This window comes from Paenibacillus sp. CMM36 (assembly GCF_053570945.1).
Genome location: NZ_JBSEDY010000023.1, coordinates 19,329 through 37,541, shown reverse-complemented (window position 1 = coordinate 37,541; position 18,213 = coordinate 19,329). Strand labels below are relative to the sequence as shown.

The following is an 18,213-nucleotide window of genomic DNA, read 5'->3' as shown; positions in this document are numbered from 1 at the left end:
GCTTTGTGAGATCACCAGATCGGGTGCTTCGAACAAAGCGGATAAATTGATCAGGAGGTGTACAGTTTGGCAAATGCAAAGGTGATTCAAGCAAAACAAGAAGCTGTTGAAGTTGTAGCTGCGAAATTGCGTGAGAGCGTAACGACTGTGGTTGCAGACTATCGCGGTCTGAATGTTGCCCAAGTAACTGAGCTGCGTAAGCAGCTTCGCGAAGCCGGAATCGAATTTCAAGTGCTGAAAAACACACTGCTCCGCCGTGCAACTGCGGCAGCAGAATTGACTGAACTGGACGCAGTATTGACAGGTCCTACTGCAATCGCGTTCGGCAAAGATGATGCAGTGTCTGCAGCTAAAATCTTGAACGATTTCGCTAAGAAGAACAATGCACTGGAACTGAAAGGTGCAGTTGTAGAAGGTCGCGTTATCGGTGTTGAGGAAATCAAAGCACTGGCAGAACTGCCATCCCGCGAAGGTCTCCTTTCCATGCTCCTCAGCGTGCTTCAAGCTCCTGTGCGCAACTTCGCGCTTGCAGTTAAAGCTGTTGCAGAAAAAGAAGAGCAAAGCGCATAAGTTAGGGATTAAACCTGCTGTATAGCAGTTGAGAACAAAAAAATACGAATTTAAATGGAGGTTCAACCATGAGTAAAGAGCAAATCTTGGAAGCAATTAAAGGTATGTCCGTATTGGAACTGAACGATCTCGTGAAAGCAATCGAAGAAGAATTCGGCGTAACTGCAGCAGCTCCAGTAGCTGTAGCAGGTGGCGCAGCAGGTGGCGCAGCTGAAGCTGAGCAATCCGAGTTCGACGTAATCTTGACAAGCGCTGGCGGTTCCAAAATCAACGTTATCAAAGCAGTTCGCGAAATCACAGGTCTTGGCCTGAAAGAAGCAAAAGAACTGGTTGACAACGCTCCAAAACCACTGAAAGAAAAAATCGCTAAAGAAGAAGCTGAATCCATTAAAGCAAAATTGGAAGAAGCAGGCGCTTCTGTAGAAGTGAAATAATTGACTGCTTTCTAGCAGACAATGAACTAAAACAAACCCCTTGAGGTGATCTTCAAGGGGTTTGTTGCTGTAAAACGGTAGTGCCAGCATGTCTGAAAGGTAATTGTAAAGGCTATGATGGTAGTACAACCGAAAGAGGTGGGCATGAATGGCTGATCATTACTACTCCAAGCGGCCAGAGACGGCGCATGAAAGACGGAGCCTGGAAACAGTGCTGCGGGGGCGGTCATACCGTTTTGTCAGCGATTCAGGCGTTTTTTCGAAGCAGGGCATTGATTATGGGAGTCGCGTGCTGATTGAAGCGATGCAGCTTCCTGCACAAGCCTCGGTATTAGATGTAGGATGCGGTTACGGGCCGATTGGTTTGGCGGCAGCCGCGCTTGTCCCAGAAGGACACGTCACAATGGTTGATATTAATGAGCGAGCCGTTCAACTAGCGATAGAGAATGCGGAACGTAATGGGGTTAAGAATGTCACCGTTAAGCAAAGCGATTTGTTTGCGGAAGTGAAGAATGAACGTTTTGACGTAATTTTGACGAATCCTCCTATACGTGCAGGAAAAGAAACAGTGCATACCATTTTTGAACTTGCTTATGAGCATTTAAATGAGGGTGGAACTTTGTGGGTAGTCATTCAGAAAAAGCAGGGGGCCCCTTCGGCGAGTGCTAAGATAGAGAGTCTTTTCGGTCATGTGGAGGAAGTTACAAAGGATAAGGGCTATCGAATTTTGAAGGCCAAAAAAAGTTTTTAAGAAAATGCAATAGGACCATTGACTTGAATCCTGGTCTGTGATATCATTATAAAATGTCAGTATTAGGATGCCCTCCATGGCTTTAGTTTGTTGAAATGTCAATAGATTTATGCGTAGTAGGTATAGTATTTATCGCTATTACGTATAATACAACCATTTTGGGCAAATCTACAAGTGATGAAGATCTTCCGGTAAGAGGATTCTGCAGATACGTTGCTCTTTTTTCGAATGCATTCGAGTAAGGGCTTTTCTGTATTTGTAAGATTGAATCTTCTGTATGTGTCTTATTATAAGGTCACAAACAGAGGTTCGCAATGTATTTTTAAAGTGAGTAGACATGAGGGGTGAGTTTAAGTTGGCAGGACATCTTGTTCAATATGGTCGACGCACTCGGCGCAGTTATGCACGTATTAATGAGGTACTCGAGGTTCCGAACCTGATTGAGATCCAACAAAAATCCTATGATTGGTTTTTGGAGGAAGGATTACGGGAAATGTTTCGGGATATTTCACCAATTCAAGATTTCACTGGAAATCTGATTTTGGAGTTTATCGACTATTCTCTCGGAGAACCCAAATATACCGTTGACGACGCAAAGGAACGCGACGTTACGTATGCAGCACCGCTTCGGGTAAAAGTCCGGCTTATTAATAAAGAGACCGGGGAAGTGAAAGAGCAGGAAGTATTCATGGGAGACTTCCCGCTGATGACTGAAACGGGTACGTTTATTATTAACGGTGCGGAACGGGTTATTGTCAGCCAGTTGGTTCGCTCTCCCAGCGTCTATTTCAGCACAAAAGTCGACAAGAATGCGAAAACAACATACACCGCAACGGTAATTCCTAACCGGGGGGCTTGGCTCGAACTGGAGATGGATGCGAAGGATATTATCTATGTCCGGATTGACCGTACCCGTAAAATTCCGGTTACGGTGTTGCTGCGTGCACTTGGCTTTGGCACTGATGCTGAGATTCTGGATTTGCTCGGCAATGACGAATATATCCGCAACACACTTGATAAAGACAATACGGATTCCACGGAGAAAGCGCTGATTGAAATTTATGAGCGTCTTCGCCCGGGTGAGCCACCTACACTGGATAACGCAAAGAGCTTGCTTGTTGCACGCTTCTTTGATCCAAAACGTTATGATCTGGCCAACGTAGGCCGTTACAAAATCAATAAAAAGCTTCACATCAAAAACCGTCTGTTCAATCAACGTCTTGCTGAGACATTGATTGATACAACAACTGGTGAAATTATCGCTGAAGCAGGACAAATGGTGGATCGTCGCCTGTTGGACGAGATTTTGGCCCAACTGGAGGAATCAGTAGGACACCGCACGTATCATGTTGCTAGCGGCGTGCTGGAAAGCAATGATATTCCACTTCAAACGATTGATGTATTCTCGCCAATTGAGGACGGTAAAGTAGTAAAATTGATTGCTAACGGAAATATTGATAAATCGGTTAAGAATATTACGCCTGCCGATATTATTTCCTCCATCAGTTATTTTATTAACTTGCTTCACGGTATCGGAAGTACGGACGATATTGACCATTTGGGTAACCGTCGTTTACGTTCTGTAGGTGAGTTGCTCCAAAACCAGTTCCGTATCGGTTTATCCCGTATGGAACGCGTGGTGCGTGAAAGAATGTCGATTCAGGATGCTAATGTAATTACGCCACAAGCGTTGATTAACATACGTCCAGTAATTGCTTCGATTAAAGAGTTTTTTGGTAGCTCGCAGCTGTCACAGTTTATGGATCAGACAAACCCGCTTGCTGAATTAACGCACAAACGTCGTCTGTCCGCACTCGGACCCGGCGGTTTGACGCGTGAACGCGCAGGCATGGAAGTGCGTGACGTCCATCCAAGTCACTACGGCCGTATGTGTCCTATCGAGACACCAGAGGGACCAAACATTGGTTTGATCAACTCTTTGTCCACATTTGCACGTATCAACGAGTACGGATTTATCGAAGCTCCTTATCGTTGGGTAGATCCGAAAACCGGAAAAGTTACAGACCAGATTGATTACCTGACTGCTGATGAAGAAGATAACTACATCGTAGCTCAGGCGAACGCGGAATTGACGGAGGAAAACACCTTTAAGGATGAGGTCGTCATTGTCCGTTATAACAAACAGTCTGATAACATTATTCCAATGGCTAGTAGCCGTGTCGATTACATGGACGTATCACCTAAACAGGTCGTATCAGTTGCGACAGCACTGATTCCGTTTCTGGAGAATGATGACTCTAACCGCGCATTGATGGGTTCCAACATGCAACGTCAGGCTGTCCCACTTTTGATTCCAAAGTCTCCATTGGTCGGAACAGGAATGGAGCACAAGTCTGCAAAAGATTCTGGTGTTTGCATTGTATCCAAATACAACGGAGTTATCGAACGCTCTTCGGCTAACGAAATTTGGTTGCGTCGTATCGAAACTGTAGATGGTGCTGAAGTGAAGGGCGACATTGTTAAGTATAAATTACACAAATTCATGCGATCTAACCAAGGAACTTGCATTAACCAACGTCCGATTGTGAACAGAGGAGATATTGTCAAAGTTGGCGATATTCTTGCGGATGGTCCATCTACAGAGATGGGTGAGTTGGCGTTGGGACGTAACGTTGTCGTTGCCTTCATGACTTGGGAAGGTTACAACTACGAGGATGCGATCCTGCTGAGTGAGAAACTGGTCAAGGAGGATGTATACACCTCGATCCATATTGAGGAATACGAATCCGAGGCTCGTGACACGAAACTTGGACCTGAAGAAATCACTCGTGACATTCCAAATGTCGGTGAAGAGGCGCTTCGCAACTTGGATGAGCGTGGAATCATTCGTATTGGTGCCGAAATCGGTGCAGGTGACATTCTTGTTGGTAAAGTTACACCTAAAGGTGTGACTGAATTGACAGCTGAAGAACGTCTCTTACACGCAATCTTTGGTGAGAAGGCACGCGAGGTTCGCGATACTTCTTTGAGAGTTCCTCACGGAACAGATGGGATTGTTGTAGATGTAAAGGTGTTTACACGTGAAAATGGCGATGAACTGCCACCAGGTGTAAATCAGTTGGTTCGTGTATATATTGCTCAAAAACGTAAAATCTCCGAAGGCGATAAAATGGCTGGACGTCACGGTAACAAGGGTGTCGTTGCCCGTATTTTGCCTGAAGAAGATATGCCGTTCCTGCCGGATGGCACACCAGTACAGGTCGTTCTGAACCCGCTGGGGGTACCTTCACGGATGAACATCGGACAGGTGCTTGAAGTCCATCTGGGTATGGCTGCAATGCGTCTTGGTATTCATGTGGCAACTCCAGTATTCGATGGTGCCAAGGAGTATGACGTGTTCGATACAATGGAAGAGGCAGGCATGCAGCGTAATGGTAAGACTGTGTTGTATGACGGACGTACGGGTGATCGTTTTGAACGTGAAGTTACTGTCGGTGTCATGCACATGATCAAACTGGCGCACATGGTCGATGATAAAATCCATGCTCGTTCTACAGGTCCTTACTCTCTCGTTACGCAGCAACCATTGGGTGGTAAAGCTCAATTCGGTGGACAGCGCTTCGGGGAGATGGAAGTATGGGCATTGGAAGCCTACGGCGCGGCGTACACGCTTCAGGAAATTTTGACTGTGAAATCCGATGATGTGGTTGGACGTGTTAAAACTTACGAATCCATTGTCAAAGGTGAAAATGTACCTGAACCGGGTGTTCCAGAATCATTTAAGGTCTTGATCAAAGAGCTGCAAAGCTTGGGTATGGACGTGAAGATTCTGTCTGAAGACGAACAAGAGATCGAAATGAGAGAGCTTGATGATGAGGATGACACAAGCGGCGATAAGCTGAGTTTGAATCTGGAAGGCTCTGAGGTTGGCGTAGAGTAGTTTGACTGCTAACTGACTCATATCAGCTTTGTTATATACCTTGATCCATTCTAGGATGGATCAGGTTTCTTGATACCGCCCGGTGCTGCTGGGCGGTATCAAACCTAAAAACTCAGGATTTGGTTAAGGAGGGTTGCTCCTTGTTGGACGTTAACAATTTCGAATATATGAAAATCGGGCTTGCTTCCCCCGAAAAGATTCGTTCTTGGTCCCGCGGAGAAGTCAAAAAACCGGAGACGATTAACTATCGTACGCTTAAACCGGAAAAAGAAGGACTATTTTGCGAGAAAATTTTCGGACCTACGAAAGACTGGGAATGTCATTGCGGTAAGTACAAACGTGTACGCTATAAAGGTGTTGTCTGTGACCGTTGTGGAGTAGAAGTTACTCGCGCTAAGGTTCGCCGTGAGCGTATGGGCCATATTGAGTTGGCTGCTCCTGTATCGCACATTTGGTACTTCAAAGGCATTCCAAGTCGTATGGGTCTTGCTCTTGATATGTCTCCAAGATCTCTGGAAGAGATCATTTACTTCGCATCTTATGTTGTAACCGATCCAGGAGATACGCCTTTGGAGAAAAAACAACTCCTGTCCGAAAAAGAATACCGTAGCTACCGTGAGAAATACGGCTATGGCTTCCAGGCAGGTATGGGTGCTGAAGCGGTTAAAAAGCTTCTTCAAGATTTGGATATAGACAAAGAGTTAGAATTTTTGAAAGAAGAGCTGCGTACAGCTCAAGGACAACGTCGTAACCGTGCGATCAAACGCCTTGAAGTTATTGAGGCCTTCCGTAACTCAGGCAACCAACCGGATTGGATGATCATGGACGTACTTCCTGTTATTCCTCCTGAGCTTCGTCCAATGGTACAGTTGGATGGTGGTCGTTTCGCTACCTCTGACCTTAACGACTTGTATCGTCGTGTTATTAACCGTAATAACCGTCTGAAACGTCTGTTAGATCTAGGTGCGCCAGATATTATCGTACAAAATGAAAAACGGATGTTGCAGGAAGCTGTTGACGCTTTGATTGATAATGGTCGTCGTGGTCGTCCTGTTACAGGTCCAGGTAACCGTCCTTTGAAATCCCTCAGCCACATGCTGAAAGGTAAACAAGGACGTTTCCGTCAAAACTTGCTCGGAAAACGTGTTGACTACTCTGGTCGTTCCGTTATCGTTGTAGGTCCGTACTTGAAAATGTATCAATGCGGTTTGCCAAAAGAAATGGCGTTGGAACTGTTCAAACCTTTTGTTATGAAAGAACTGGTGAACAAAGGTTTGGCGCACAATATCAAGAGCGCGAAACGTAAAGTAGAGCGTGTGAGTGCAGAAGTATGGGATGTGCTGGAAGAAGTAATCAAGGAGCATCCGGTTCTTCTGAACCGTGCCCCTACGTTGCATAGACTCGGTATCCAGGCGTTCGAACCGATTTTGGTTGAAGGTCGTGCGATTCGTCTGCATCCGCTCGTATGTACTGCATATAATGCCGACTTTGACGGTGACCAAATGGCTGTTCACGTTCCGTTGTCTGCGGAAGCCCAAGCTGAAGCTCGTTTGCTTATGCTAGCATCCGGCAACATTTTGAATCCGAAAGACGGCAAGCCAGTTGTTACACCTTCCCAGGATATGGTTCTTGGTTCTTTCTATCTGACTATGGATAACAAAGAAGAAGAAGGAAGTAATATGATCCTTCGCAACATGAATGAAGCTATATCGGCTTACCAACGTGGTACAGCTGGACTTCATGCTCGTGTAGCTATTCCGGTTAAAGCTTTGAATAAAACGAGCTTTACGGAAAAACAACAGGAAGCGATGTTGATCACAACGGTTGGTAAAATTATCTTTAATGAAATTTTCCCGGCAAGCTTCCCGTACATCAATGATGCTACCCGTGCGAACCTGCTTTATGGTACTGCGGAGGAGTTCTTTGTTTACGAGAAGGGTGTAAATCTTACAGAAGCCATTCAAAACGCTCCGCAAGCTAGCGGGGTAGGCAAGGATTACCTTGGTAATATCATTGCCCGTTGTTTTGAGACTTACCATACAACAGAAACAGCTGTAATTCTGGATAAAATCAAGCAGCTTGGCTTTACGTATTCCACTCGTGCAGGGGTAACGGTTGCTGTATCGGACGTAATCGTGCCGGTGGAAAAACAAGAGATTCTTAAGGGATCCGAAGACAAAGCGCAAGTTGTAACGAATCAGTACCGTCGTGGTCTGATTACGAATGAAGAACGCTATGACCGGATTATCGATATTTGGTCTAAAGCGAAAGATGATATTACTGAAGTATTGATGAAGTCCATGGATCGCTACAACTCCATCATGATGATGGTGGACTCCAAAGCGCGGGGTAACAAATCACAGATTACTCAGCTCGGCGGTATGCGTGGTCTGATGGCGAATCCATCCGGACGTATTATCGAACTCCCAATCAAATCAAACTTCCGTGAAGGTCTGACAGTACTCGAGTACTTCATCTCCACTCACGGAGCGCGTAAAGGTTTGGCGGATACTGCCCTTCGTACGGCTGACTCGGGTTACCTGACTCGTCGTCTCGTAGATGTCGCACAGGATGTTATCGTGCGTGAAGAAGACTGCGGAACGGATAAAGGCTTCACAGTAAGTCGTATCCAGGATGGTAAAGAAGTAATTGAAGATCTCTATGACCGTCTGGAAGGTCGCTATTGCTTTGAAACGGTACGTCATCCTGAGACTGGCGAGATTTTGGCTAGACGTAACGAATTGATTGACTCCGACAAAGCTGAAGCGATTGTTAAAGCTGGCGTACACAAAGTTCAAATACGTTCTGTATTAAGTTGCCGTGCTAAACATGGCGTCTGCAAGAAATGTTACGGTCGCAATCTGGCGACTGGTAAACACGTTGAGATTGGTGAAGCAGTTGGTATCATCGCTGCACAATCCATCGGTGAGCCGGGAACACAGCTTACTATGCGTACGTTCCACACAGGCGGCGTAGCGGGTGACGATATTACACAAGGTTTGCCTCGTATCCAGGAGCTTTTTGAAGCGCGTAATCCTAAAGGTCAGGCAACGATTAGTGAAATTGACGGTACAGTTAAAGAAGTTCGTGAAGGTAAAGACCGCCGTGAGATCGACATTCAGGGTGAAGCTGAAACGAAAACATACTCAGTAACGTATGGTTCCCGCCTGCGCGTAAGCGAAGGTATGACTGTTGAAGCTGGGGACGAACTGACGGATGGTTCAATTGATCCTAAAGAAATGCTGCGTATTAAAGGTATTCGCGGGGTACAGAACTATATCCTTCAGGAAGTTCAACGCGTATACCGGAACCAGGGCGTAGAAATCAACGACAAGCACGTAGAAGTTATGATTCGTCAAATGTTGCGTAAAATCCGTATCATTGATGCGGGCGACACAATCTTACTTCCAGGCTCCTTTGTTGATGTCCATGAGTATGAAAATGCGAACAAGATAGCGATTCTCAGCGGCCAAGAACCAGCGGTAGCTAAGCCAGTACTGCTCGGTATTACCAAGGCATCTCTGGAAACTGACTCCTTCTTGTCAGCAGCATCCTTCCAGGAAACTACTCGTGTCCTGACTGATGCAGCTATTAAAGGCAAGGTTGATCAGCTGCTTGGACTGAAAGAGAACGTAATTATTGGTAAATTGATTCCTGCGGGAACAGGCATGAACCGTTACCGTAGCGTGAAATTTGCCCAGCCGGAAGAGGGGCAGTCTCCATCTGAGGAGCTCGAACCAATTTCGGCAGAGTAATACAAAAATAGTATGATTACCGGAACACCGCTGACATAAGCTTTGTATAAAAGCTGCAGTAGACGGTGCTCCGGTGCTTTTTTCAAAAATGAATCGTGTTATTCTGTTTAAATGAATTATGGTTTATATTTGTCTTGACATTACTTATAGTCAATGCTAATATAGCAAAGGTGCGTGAGCAGCCTATATGCTATTGGGTCTTTTCGGAGGAATGAGATATGTCTAAAGAACAGGGACTGCAAGATGCTCATGTCAAAATCGGTACCAAACAAACCATTCGTATGGTAGAATTGGGCTTTGCCTCAGAAGTATATGTGGCAGAAGACGCAGATCAGCGTCTCACTTCCAACATCATTGCTTTGTGCAACAAGCAAGGAGTCAAAGTGACTCTCGTAGACACAATGAAAAATCTCGGAGCTGCATGTGGGATTGAAGTGGGAGCCGCAATGGCTGCTATCGTAAAACAATAGGGTAAGGAACGTTTTTGTCTAAGGAATCGTTATTCTTGGCGGCAAAGACTTTTCATTTGTTCTTTTATGAACCGCCTGGGTCTGTGGGCTTAGATAAGGTTTGTAAAGTAACAGCAAAAATTGAGGAAGGGGGTGGCAACCAACATGCCAACTATTAACCAACTGGTTCGTAAAGGACGTCAAGCCAAAATCGAGAAATCGAAATCACCGGCTTTGCAAAAAGGTTTTAATGCCTTGAAACGTGAAGCTACCGACATCAGTGCCCCGCAAAAACGCGGAGTGTGCACTCGTGTAGGTACTATGACTCCGAAAAAACCAAACTCCGCACTTCGTAAATATGCTCGTGTTCGCTTGACGAACCGTGTAGAGGTGACTGCTTACATTCCAGGTATTGGACATAACCTTCAAGAACACAGCGTAGTGCTGATTCGCGGCGGTCGTGTAAAAGACCTTCCGGGTGTGCGTTACCATATCGTTCGCGGTGCTTTGGATACTGCAGGCGTAAACAACCGCATGCAAGCTCGTTCCAAATACGGCGCAAAACGCCCTAAAGCTAAAAAATCCTAATGAATATAAACCGCGTATGTCGGTTTAACATGTAAGAAAGGGGGATATCCATGCCACGCAAAGGTCCAGTTACCAAAAGAGACGTGTTGCCAGATCCGGTATACAACAGCAAGTTGGTTACCCGCTTGATCAATCGCATCATGCTCGACGGAAAACGAGGCGTTGCTCAAAGCATTCTGTACAATGCGTTCAAGCTTATCCAAGAACGTACGGGGAATGACCCGATGGAAGTTTTTGAAGCAGCTATCAAGAATATCATGCCAGTCCTGGAAGTTAAAGCACGCCGTGTCGGCGGTGCCAACTACCAAGTACCAATCGAGGTAAAACCAGAAAGACGTACGTCCCTGGGATTACGTTGGCTCGTAAACTACTCCCGCAACCGCGGTGAGAAAACCATGGAAGAGCGTTTGGCGGCTGAAATTATCGATGCTTCCAACAACACAGGCGCTTCCGTGAAAAAACGTGAAGACACGCACAAAATGGCTGAAGCGAACAAAGCGTTTGCTCACTATCGTTGGTAGGATTCAGCTCAAAAAAATAACTTCAATTTTGAAGGGAGACCCATTTCATGGCAAGAGAGTTCTCCTTGAAAAATACACGTAATATCGGGATCATGGCTCATATTGACGCGGGTAAAACCACAACAACAGAGCGGATCTTGTTCTACACAGGCCGTACGCACAAAATCGGTGAAGTTCACGAAGGCGCTGCGACAATGGACTGGATGGAACAAGAACAAGAGCGCGGAATCACGATTACTTCCGCTGCGACGACCGCTGCCTGGAAAGGTCATCGCGTCAATATCATCGACACCCCGGGGCACGTTGACTTCACTGTTGAAGTTGAACGTTCCCTTCGTGTATTGGACGGAGCAGTTGGTGTTTTCAGTGCGAAAGAAGGCGTTGAGCCTCAGTCCGAAACCGTATGGAGACAGGCTGATCGCTACGGCGTTCCACGGATCGCATATGTAAACAAAATGGATATCATTGGTGCCGACTTCCTGAATGTTGTCTCTGACATGCGTGATCGCCTTCAAGCGAACGCAGTTGCGATTCAATTGCCAATCGGCGCAGAAAATGATTTTACTGGTATTATCGATATCGTTGAACAAAAAGCTCATATGTACAAAGATGATCTTGGTCAAGATATCGAAGAAGTAGAAGTTCCTGCGGAATTCAAAGATCAAGTTGAAGAACTTCGTAATGAATTGATCGAGAAGGTTGCTGAACTGGACGAAGAATTGACAATGAAATACCTGGAAGGCGAAGAAATTTCGGTTGCCGAAATTAAAGCCGCTCTCCGTAAAGGTGTTGTAGAAGTTAAAATCTTCCCAGTTATCTGTGGATCTTCTTACCGCAATAAAGGTGTTCAGCTGATGTTGGATGCTGTTCTCGACTATTTGCCGGCTCCTATTGATGTGCCAAGTATTCAAGGGCATTTGGAAGACGGTACGGAAGTTGAACGTCACTCTTCCGATGAAGAGCCATTCTCCGCATTGGCATTCAAAATCATGACGGATCCTTACGTTGGTAAGTTGACATTCTTCCGCGTATACTCCGGTGTTCTTCAATCCGGTTCTTACGTATTGAATGCAACAAAAGGTAAACGCGAACGTATCGGACGTATTCTTCAAATGCATGCGAACAGTCGTCAAGAAATCACTGTAGTTTACTCTGGTGATATTGCGGCTGCCGTAGGTTTGAAAGATACAGGTACAGGTGATACACTGTGTGATGAGAAGAGTCCTGTTATTCTCGAGTCCATGAACTTCCCTGATCCGGTTATCGAAATCGCGGTTGAGCCTAAAACCAAAGCTGACCAAGATAAAATGTCTGTAGCTCTCGGTAAGTTGACTGAAGAGGATCCGACTCTTCGCGCTCATACTAACGAAGAAACAGGTCAAACCATCTTGGCGGGTATGGGTGAGCTTCACTTGGACATCATCATTGACCGTATGCGTCGTGAGTTCAAGGTAGAAACAAATGTGGGTAAACCACAGGTTGCTTACCGTGAAACGTTCCGTGCTCCAGCACGTGTCGAAGGTAAATTCGTTCGTCAGTCCGGTGGTCGTGGTCAATATGGTCACGTATGGGTTGAGTTCGAACCGCTTGAGCCAGGTACTGGTAGTCAATTCGAAAGTAAGGTAGTCGGCGGCTCTGTTCCTAGAGAGTACATCGCTCCTGCTCTTGCTGGTATTGAGGAACAAATGAAAAACGGCGTTATCGCAGGCTTCCCGCTTGTGGACGTTAAAGCTACAATCGTGGACGGATCATACCATGATGTCGATTCCAATGAAATGGCATTTAAAATTGCCGGATCAATGGCGCTGAAAGCAGCGAAAGATAAATGTAAACCAGTATTGCTCGAGCCGATTATGAAAGTTGAAGTAACGGTTCCTGAGGAATATATGGGTGACGTAATGGGTATGTTGAACTCCCGTCGTGGTCGGATTGAAGGTATGGATTCCCGCAGTGGAGCTCAAATCATTCGTGCGAAGGTGCCTTTGTCCGAAATGTTCGGATACTCGACTACACTTCGCTCCGGTACACAAGGACGCGGTGTGTTCTCCATGGAACTTTCTCATTATGAAGAAGTTCCGAAGAGCATTGCTGAAGAGATCGTTGCCAAAACCAAAGGCGGCGAGTAATACAATGTATCAGCTGACCGGTATGCTCTGGGTTTTACCAAAAGGGCATCTGGCAGCCTAAAATAATACAAGTTATTGAGGAGGAATTGTTCAAATGGCAAAGGCTAAGTTTGAGCGTAACAAACCGCACGTTAATATCGGTACTATTGGTCACGTCGATCATGGTAAAACTACTTTGACTGCTGCAATCACAACTGTATTGTCCAAAACTTACGGTGGTGCTGCTGTAGCATTCGATCAAATCGATAAAGCTCCAGAAGAGCGCGAACGCGGTATCACAATCTCCACTGCACACGTGGAGTATGAAACACCTAACCGTCACTATGCACACGTTGACTGCCCAGGTCACGCCGACTATGTTAAAAACATGATCACTGGCGCTGCACAAATGGACGGAGCGATTCTGGTTGTATCTGCAGCTGACGGCCCAATGCCGCAAACTCGCGAGCACATCCTGTTGTCCCGCCAAGTTGGTGTTCCTTATATCGTTGTATTCTTGAACAAATGCGACATGGTTGAAGACGAAGAGTTGCTGGAATTGGTTGAAATGGAAGTTCGCGACTTGCTGAGCGAGTATGACTTCCCAGGCGACGACACTCCAATCACTCGTGGTTCCGCTCGTGAAGCACTGCAAAACCCAGATGGCGACTGGGCTAAGAAAATCGTTGAAATGTTCGAAACAATCGACACTTACATCCCAACTCCAGAACGCGACACTGACAAGCCTTTCCTTATGCCTGTCGAGGACGTATTCTCCATCACTGGTCGTGGTACAGTTGCTACAGGCCGTGTAGAGCGTGGTACAGTTAAAGTGGGCGACGAAATCGAAATCATCGGTATTCAAGAAGAATCCCGTAAATCCGTAGTAACAGGCGTAGAAATGTTCCGTAAATTGCTTGATTCCGCTCAAGCTGGTGACAACATCGGCGCACTGCTTCGCGGTGTAGATCGTGCACAAATCGAGCGCGGCCAAGTATTGGCTAAACCAGGTTCTGTTAACCCACATACAGAATTTTCTGCTCAAATCTACGTTTTGACTAAAGAAGAAGGCGGACGTCACAAACCTTTCTTCACTGGTTACCGTCCACAGTTCTACTTCCGTACAACTGACGTAACTGGAATCATTACTTTGCCAGAAGGTTCCGAAATGGTAATGCCTGGTGATAACATCACGGTTACTGTTCAACTGATCAACCCGATCGCTATCGAAGAAGGAACTAAGTTCTCTATTCGTGAAGGCGGACGTACAGTTGGCGCTGGTGCCGTAGCAACAATCTCCAAATAAGAAGGCTTTTGCCTTTAAATAGAGCAACAGTGTACTGGAACGAGTAACGTTGTATTGGAACGAAGCTTAACGAGCCCCTGCCCTGGTGCGGGGGCTTTTCTCTTGAAAAAATCGCGAGCTGCGAGCACAATTGTATCTTTTGAAAATAAGATGCATTGTTTTTTCGTTTTTGCTTGCAATAGGCAGAACTATTCGATATAATAACTAATGTTGTTTGTGACTGTGCGATGATGTGAGAGGTTACTGACACACCCGGCCCCTTTGCCATGGGAGGGCTGTCGGAAAATTTTCACGGAGTATGTCCGATACCAAATTGGGCGATAGAAGGAGGGACTAAAATGGCAAAGCAAAAAATTCGTATCCGTTTGAAAGCTTACGATCATAGAATTCTTGATCAATCCGCTGAGAAAATTGTTGAAACAGCAAAACGTTCGGGCGCAGGTGTATCCGGGCCAATTCCGCTGCCAACTGAAAAACAAATCATTACTATTCTCCGTGCGGTACACAAGTACAAGGATTCCCGGGAGCAGTTCGAAATGCGCACACACAAGCGTTTGATCGACATTGTTAACCCGACTCCACAAACTGTGGATGCCTTGATGCGCTTGGACCTGCCGTCCGGTGTAGATATCGAAATTAAATTGTAATATGTAATTAGGAAAAGAAATGAGGTGTCAACATGAAAGGTATCTTAGGAAAAAAACTCGGAATGACTCAAGTGTTTACCCCTGAAGGTAACGTACTTGCTGTTACGGTTATCGAAGCAGGTCCTTGTGTTGTTCTGCAAAAGAAAGATCTGGAAAACGATGGATACGAAGCTATCCAACTCGGTTTCTCTGATAAAAAAGAAAAAAGATCCAACAAACCTGAAGCAGGACATGCGAAAAAAGCAAATACTGCACCTAAGCGCTACGTTCGTGAACTTCGTGGCATCGACCTTGCTGCGTACGAGGTTGGCCAAGAACTGAAGGCTGATGTCTTCACAGAAGGCGAGTTCGTTGACGTAACAGGTATTTCTAAAGGTAAAGGTTTTGCCGGCGTTATCAAACGTTGGGGACAAAGCCGCGGACCAATGGCACACGGCTCGCGTTACCACAGAGGTCCAGGTTCTATGGGTTCCATTCAAGCTAACCGCGTTCCTAAAGGTAAACACCTGCCAGGACACATGGGGCATGAAACGGTAACTATCCAACGTCTTGAAGTTGTTAAGATCGATACAGAACGTAATGTGTTGCTCGTGAAAGGTTCCATTCCAGGACCTAAAAATAGCTTCGTTAAAGTATTAGAAACGGTGAAAAAATAAACAACTGAAGAAAGGAGGAACACGAAATGCCAAAAGTAGCACTATTTAATATTAGCGGCAGCCAAGTTGGTGAAATTGAATTGAACGACGCAGTGTTCGGTATCGAGCCGAATAAGCACGTTCTTCATGACGCTGTTGTTATGCAATTGGCTTCCCTGCGTCAAGGTACTCACAAAGTAAAAGGACGTTCTGAAGTACGTGGTGGCGGACGTAAACCTTGGAAACAAAAAGGTACTGGCCGCGCTCGTCAAGGTTCGATCCGTGCACCGCAATGGGTTGGTGGCGGTACTGTATTTGGTCCGACTCCACGCAGCTATGCATACAAATTGCCTAAGAAAGTTCGTCGTCTGGCGATCAAATCGGCGTTGTCATCCAAAGTGATTGAGAATGAAATTATCGTATTGGACGCTCTTACACTGAACGGACCTAAAACGAAAGAATTCGCAGCCATTTTGAATAACCTTAAAGCTGATCGTAAAGCATTGATCGTAGCTCCTAGCTATGATGATAATGTAGCACTGTCCGCTCGTAATATTCCTGGTGTGAAGTTTGTAGCCGCAGATGGCATTAATGTTCTTGATGTGCTCGGACACGACAAACTGATCATTACGAAGGAAGCAGTTCAGAAGGTAGAGGAGGTGCTCGCGTAATGAAGGATCCTCGTGATATTATCAAACGTCCGGTTATCACCGAACGTACGGCTGGTATGATGAATGACTTGAAATACGTTTTCGAGGTTGACATTCGTTCTAACAAAGTCGAAGTTAAAAAAGCAATCGAAGCCATTTTTAACGTGAAAGTAAGTAACGTAAATACGCTTCGTGTTCCTGCAAAACCAAAACGCTACGGACGTCATTCCGGCTATACGAGCGAGTGGAAGAAAGCGTTCGTAACGCTGAGCAAAGACAGTAAGCCGCTTGAGTTTTTTGAAACGGTATAATTGAAACTGTAAAGTAAGGAGGGAAACTCAGTGCCAATTAAAAAGTATAAACCAACGTCCCCGGCCAGACGTGCTATGTCTGTATCTACTTTCGAGGAGATTACAACTAATCAGCCCGAGAAATCGTTGCTGGCACCTCTGAGCAAGCAAGCTGGACGCAATAACCAAGGTAAAATTACGGTTCGTCATCATGGCGGCGGACACAAACGTAAGTACCGTATTATTGACTTCAAACGTAACAAAGATGGAATACCGGGCCGCGTTGCTACGATCGAATATGATCCAAACCGTACGTCCAACATCGCACTTATCCACTATGTGGATGGTGAAAAACGTTACATCATCGCTCCTAAAGGTCTGAAAGTAGGAGACGAAGTGGTATCCGGTGCAGGTTCCGATATTAAAATCGGTAACTCTTTGCCATTGGAAAACATTCCAGTAGGTACGGTTATCCACAACATCGAATTGAAACCGGGTAAAGGTGGCCAACTCGTTCGTGCCGCTGGTACGGAAGCCCAACTTCTTGGTAAAGAAGAAAAGTATGTTACAATTCGTTTGACTTCTGGTGAAGTTCGCCGCATTCTGAAAGTTTGCCGCGCGACAATCGGTTCTGTAGGTAACGAAGACCATGAACTGGTGAAAATCGGTAAAGCTGGTCGTAGTCGCTGGTTGGGACAACGTCCTGAAGTTCGCGGTGTTGTAATGAACCCTAACGATCACCCACACGGTGGTGGTGAAGGTCGCGCTCCAATCGGACGTAAATCTCCAATGTCTCCATGGGGTAAACCAACCCTTGGTTACAAGACACGTAAAAAAGGTAAAGCATCTGATAAGTACATCGTTCGTCGTCGTACTAAGTAATAAAACGTGCGCTTAAGTCGCACGTTAACATATTAAGGAACGACTACGTTTTAACGAAGGGAGGATTCATAAATGGGTCGCAGTCTCAAAAAAGGACCATTCATTGATGGTTACCTGTTGAAAAAAGTAGAGGTTTTGAACGAGTCGGAGAAAAAAGTGGTAATCAAAACTTGGTCCCGTCGCTCTACGATTTTCCCGCAATTTATCGGACATACGTTTGGTGTATACGATGGCCGTAAACACGTGCCAGTATACGTAACGGAAGATATGGTCGGACACAAATTGGGCGAATTTGCTCCAACACGTACGTACAAAGGCCATACGGATGACGATAAGAAAACAAGAAGATAATCAACACAGCGTAGTGTTTGAGAGGAGGTAAACTCAATGGAAGCAAAAGCACATGCTAAATCCGTACGGATTTCTGCTCGCAAAGTGAAACTTGTTATCGATTTGATTCGCGGTAAGCAGGTTGGTGAGGCGATTGCAATTCTTCGTCACACTCCAAAGTCCGCTTCTCCAGTCGTTGAGAAATTGTTGAATTCTGCGATTGCAAATGCAGATCACAACTACTCTTTGGACGTAAATAAATTGGTAGTATCTCAGGTTTTTGTAAACCAAGGTCCTACAATGAAACGATTCCGCCCGCGTGCAATGGGTCGTGCAAGCCGTATTAACAAACGCACCAGTCATATTACTCTGGTGGTATCTGAAAAATAAGGAGGGAAA

The 18,213-nt window shown here is 45.7% G+C and carries 17 protein-coding genes; all 17 read left to right on the top strand.

Annotated features, from left to right (window positions below; genetic code table 11):
* Positions 1-66: 66 nt before the first annotated feature.
* A complete protein-coding gene (rplJ, locus tag ACWA2B_RS25980; RefSeq protein WP_013312168.1) occupies positions 67-570 on the top strand; it encodes a 50S ribosomal protein L10 in 504 nt (167 codons plus the stop codon).
* 68 nt (positions 571-638) lie between these two features.
* The gene (gene rplL / locus ACWA2B_RS25975) at positions 639-1,004 is read left to right on the top strand and encodes a 50S ribosomal protein L7/L12 (protein WP_029514495.1); all 366 of its coding nucleotides are present in this window, start codon (positions 639-641) and stop codon (positions 1,002-1,004) included.
* 148 nt (positions 1,005-1,152) lie between these two features.
* Positions 1,153-1,755, top strand: coding sequence for a class I SAM-dependent methyltransferase (locus ACWA2B_RS25970; RefSeq protein WP_029514494.1), 603 nt, complete (start codon positions 1,153-1,155; stop codon positions 1,753-1,755).
* A 355-nt stretch (positions 1,756-2,110) separates the two neighbouring features.
* Entirely contained in the window at positions 2,111-5,656 is a 3,546-nt protein-coding gene (gene rpoB, locus ACWA2B_RS25965; RefSeq protein WP_029514493.1) for a DNA-directed RNA polymerase subunit beta, read from the top strand.
* A 140-nt stretch (positions 5,657-5,796) separates the two neighbouring features.
* Positions 5,797-9,411, top strand: coding sequence for a DNA-directed RNA polymerase subunit beta' (gene rpoC / locus ACWA2B_RS25960; RefSeq protein WP_029514492.1), 3,615 nt, complete (start codon positions 5,797-5,799; stop codon positions 9,409-9,411).
* Positions 9,412-9,629: 218 nt separating this feature from the next.
* Complete coding sequence (locus ACWA2B_RS25955; protein ID WP_007432588.1) at positions 9,630-9,881, top strand: ribosomal L7Ae/L30e/S12e/Gadd45 family protein; 252 nt, start codon at positions 9,630-9,632, stop codon at positions 9,879-9,881.
* A gap of 144 nt (positions 9,882-10,025) precedes the next feature.
* Positions 10,026-10,448, top strand: a complete 423-nt coding sequence (gene rpsL, locus ACWA2B_RS25950; RefSeq protein WP_007432587.1) for a 30S ribosomal protein S12 — start codon at positions 10,026-10,028, stop codon at positions 10,446-10,448.
* 50 nt (positions 10,449-10,498) lie between these two features.
* A complete protein-coding gene (rpsG, locus tag ACWA2B_RS25945; protein ID WP_007432586.1) occupies positions 10,499-10,969 on the top strand; it encodes a 30S ribosomal protein S7 in 471 nt (156 codons plus the stop codon).
* A gap of 47 nt (positions 10,970-11,016) precedes the next feature.
* A complete protein-coding gene (fusA, locus tag ACWA2B_RS25940; protein WP_029514491.1) occupies positions 11,017-13,095 on the top strand; it encodes an elongation factor G in 2,079 nt (692 codons plus the stop codon).
* A 94-nt stretch (positions 13,096-13,189) separates the two neighbouring features.
* Positions 13,190-14,380 carry an elongation factor Tu gene (gene tuf, locus ACWA2B_RS25935; protein WP_023990558.1) on the top strand — a complete coding sequence of 397 codons (1,191 nt, stop codon included), beginning with the start codon at positions 13,190-13,192 and terminating at the stop codon, positions 14,378-14,380.
* 338 nt (positions 14,381-14,718) lie between these two features.
* Positions 14,719-15,027 carry a 30S ribosomal protein S10 gene (rpsJ, locus tag ACWA2B_RS25930; RefSeq protein ID WP_005544556.1) on the top strand — a complete coding sequence of 103 codons (309 nt, stop codon included), beginning with the start codon at positions 14,719-14,721 and terminating at the stop codon, positions 15,025-15,027.
* 32 nt (positions 15,028-15,059) lie between these two features.
* Positions 15,060-15,683: a 50S ribosomal protein L3 gene (rplC, locus tag ACWA2B_RS25925; protein ID WP_013312161.1), complete on the top strand. Its 624-nt coding sequence runs from the start codon at positions 15,060-15,062 to the stop codon at positions 15,681-15,683.
* A gap of 26 nt (positions 15,684-15,709) precedes the next feature.
* Complete coding sequence (gene rplD / locus ACWA2B_RS25920; RefSeq protein ID WP_013312160.1) at positions 15,710-16,333, top strand: 50S ribosomal protein L4; 624 nt, start codon at positions 15,710-15,712, stop codon at positions 16,331-16,333.
* A complete protein-coding gene (gene rplW / locus ACWA2B_RS25915) occupies positions 16,333-16,623 on the top strand; it encodes a 50S ribosomal protein L23 (RefSeq protein ID WP_013312159.1) in 291 nt (96 codons plus the stop codon). The genes rplD and rplW overlap by 1 nt, the downstream gene beginning before the upstream one ends.
* Positions 16,624-16,653: 30 nt before the next feature.
* A complete protein-coding gene (gene rplB, locus ACWA2B_RS25910; protein ID WP_029514490.1) occupies positions 16,654-17,484 on the top strand; it encodes a 50S ribosomal protein L2 in 831 nt (276 codons plus the stop codon).
* A gap of 72 nt (positions 17,485-17,556) precedes the next feature.
* Positions 17,557-17,835, top strand: a complete 279-nt coding sequence (rpsS, locus tag ACWA2B_RS25905; RefSeq protein WP_029514489.1) for a 30S ribosomal protein S19 — start codon at positions 17,557-17,559, stop codon at positions 17,833-17,835.
* Between the two features lie 36 nt (positions 17,836-17,871).
* Positions 17,872-18,204: a 50S ribosomal protein L22 gene (rplV, locus tag ACWA2B_RS25900; RefSeq protein ID WP_013312157.1), complete on the top strand. Its 333-nt coding sequence runs from the start codon at positions 17,872-17,874 to the stop codon at positions 18,202-18,204.
* Positions 18,205-18,213 lie beyond the last annotated feature (9 nt).

Excerpts from the sequence above, each read along its gene's own strand:
- rplL (WP_029514495.1), top strand. The coding sequence starts at position 639 with ATGAGTAAAGAGCAAATCTTGGAAGCAATTAAAGGTATGTCCGTATTG.
- ACWA2B_RS25970 (WP_029514494.1), top strand. The coding sequence starts at position 1,153 with ATGGCTGATCATTACTACTCCAAGCGGCCAGAGACGGCGCATGAAAGA.
- ACWA2B_RS25955 (WP_007432588.1), top strand. The coding sequence starts at position 9,630 with ATGTCTAAAGAACAGGGACTGCAAGATGCTCATGTCAAAATCGGTACC.
- rpsL (WP_007432587.1), top strand. The coding sequence starts at position 10,026 with ATGCCAACTATTAACCAACTGGTTCGTAAAGGACGTCAAGCCAAAATC.
- rpsG (WP_007432586.1), top strand. The coding sequence starts at position 10,499 with ATGCCACGCAAAGGTCCAGTTACCAAAAGAGACGTGTTGCCAGATCCG.
- fusA (WP_029514491.1), top strand. The coding sequence starts at position 11,017 with ATGGCAAGAGAGTTCTCCTTGAAAAATACACGTAATATCGGGATCATG.
- tuf (WP_023990558.1), top strand. The coding sequence starts at position 13,190 with ATGGCAAAGGCTAAGTTTGAGCGTAACAAACCGCACGTTAATATCGGT.
- rpsJ (WP_005544556.1), top strand. The coding sequence starts at position 14,719 with ATGGCAAAGCAAAAAATTCGTATCCGTTTGAAAGCTTACGATCATAGA.
- rplC (WP_013312161.1), top strand. The coding sequence starts at position 15,060 with ATGAAAGGTATCTTAGGAAAAAAACTCGGAATGACTCAAGTGTTTACC.
- rplD (WP_013312160.1), top strand. The coding sequence starts at position 15,710 with ATGCCAAAAGTAGCACTATTTAATATTAGCGGCAGCCAAGTTGGTGAA.
- rplW (WP_013312159.1), top strand. The coding sequence starts at position 16,333 with ATGAAGGATCCTCGTGATATTATCAAACGTCCGGTTATCACCGAACGT.
- rpsS (WP_029514489.1), top strand. The coding sequence starts at position 17,557 with ATGGGTCGCAGTCTCAAAAAAGGACCATTCATTGATGGTTACCTGTTG.
- rplV (WP_013312157.1), top strand. The coding sequence starts at position 17,872 with ATGGAAGCAAAAGCACATGCTAAATCCGTACGGATTTCTGCTCGCAAA.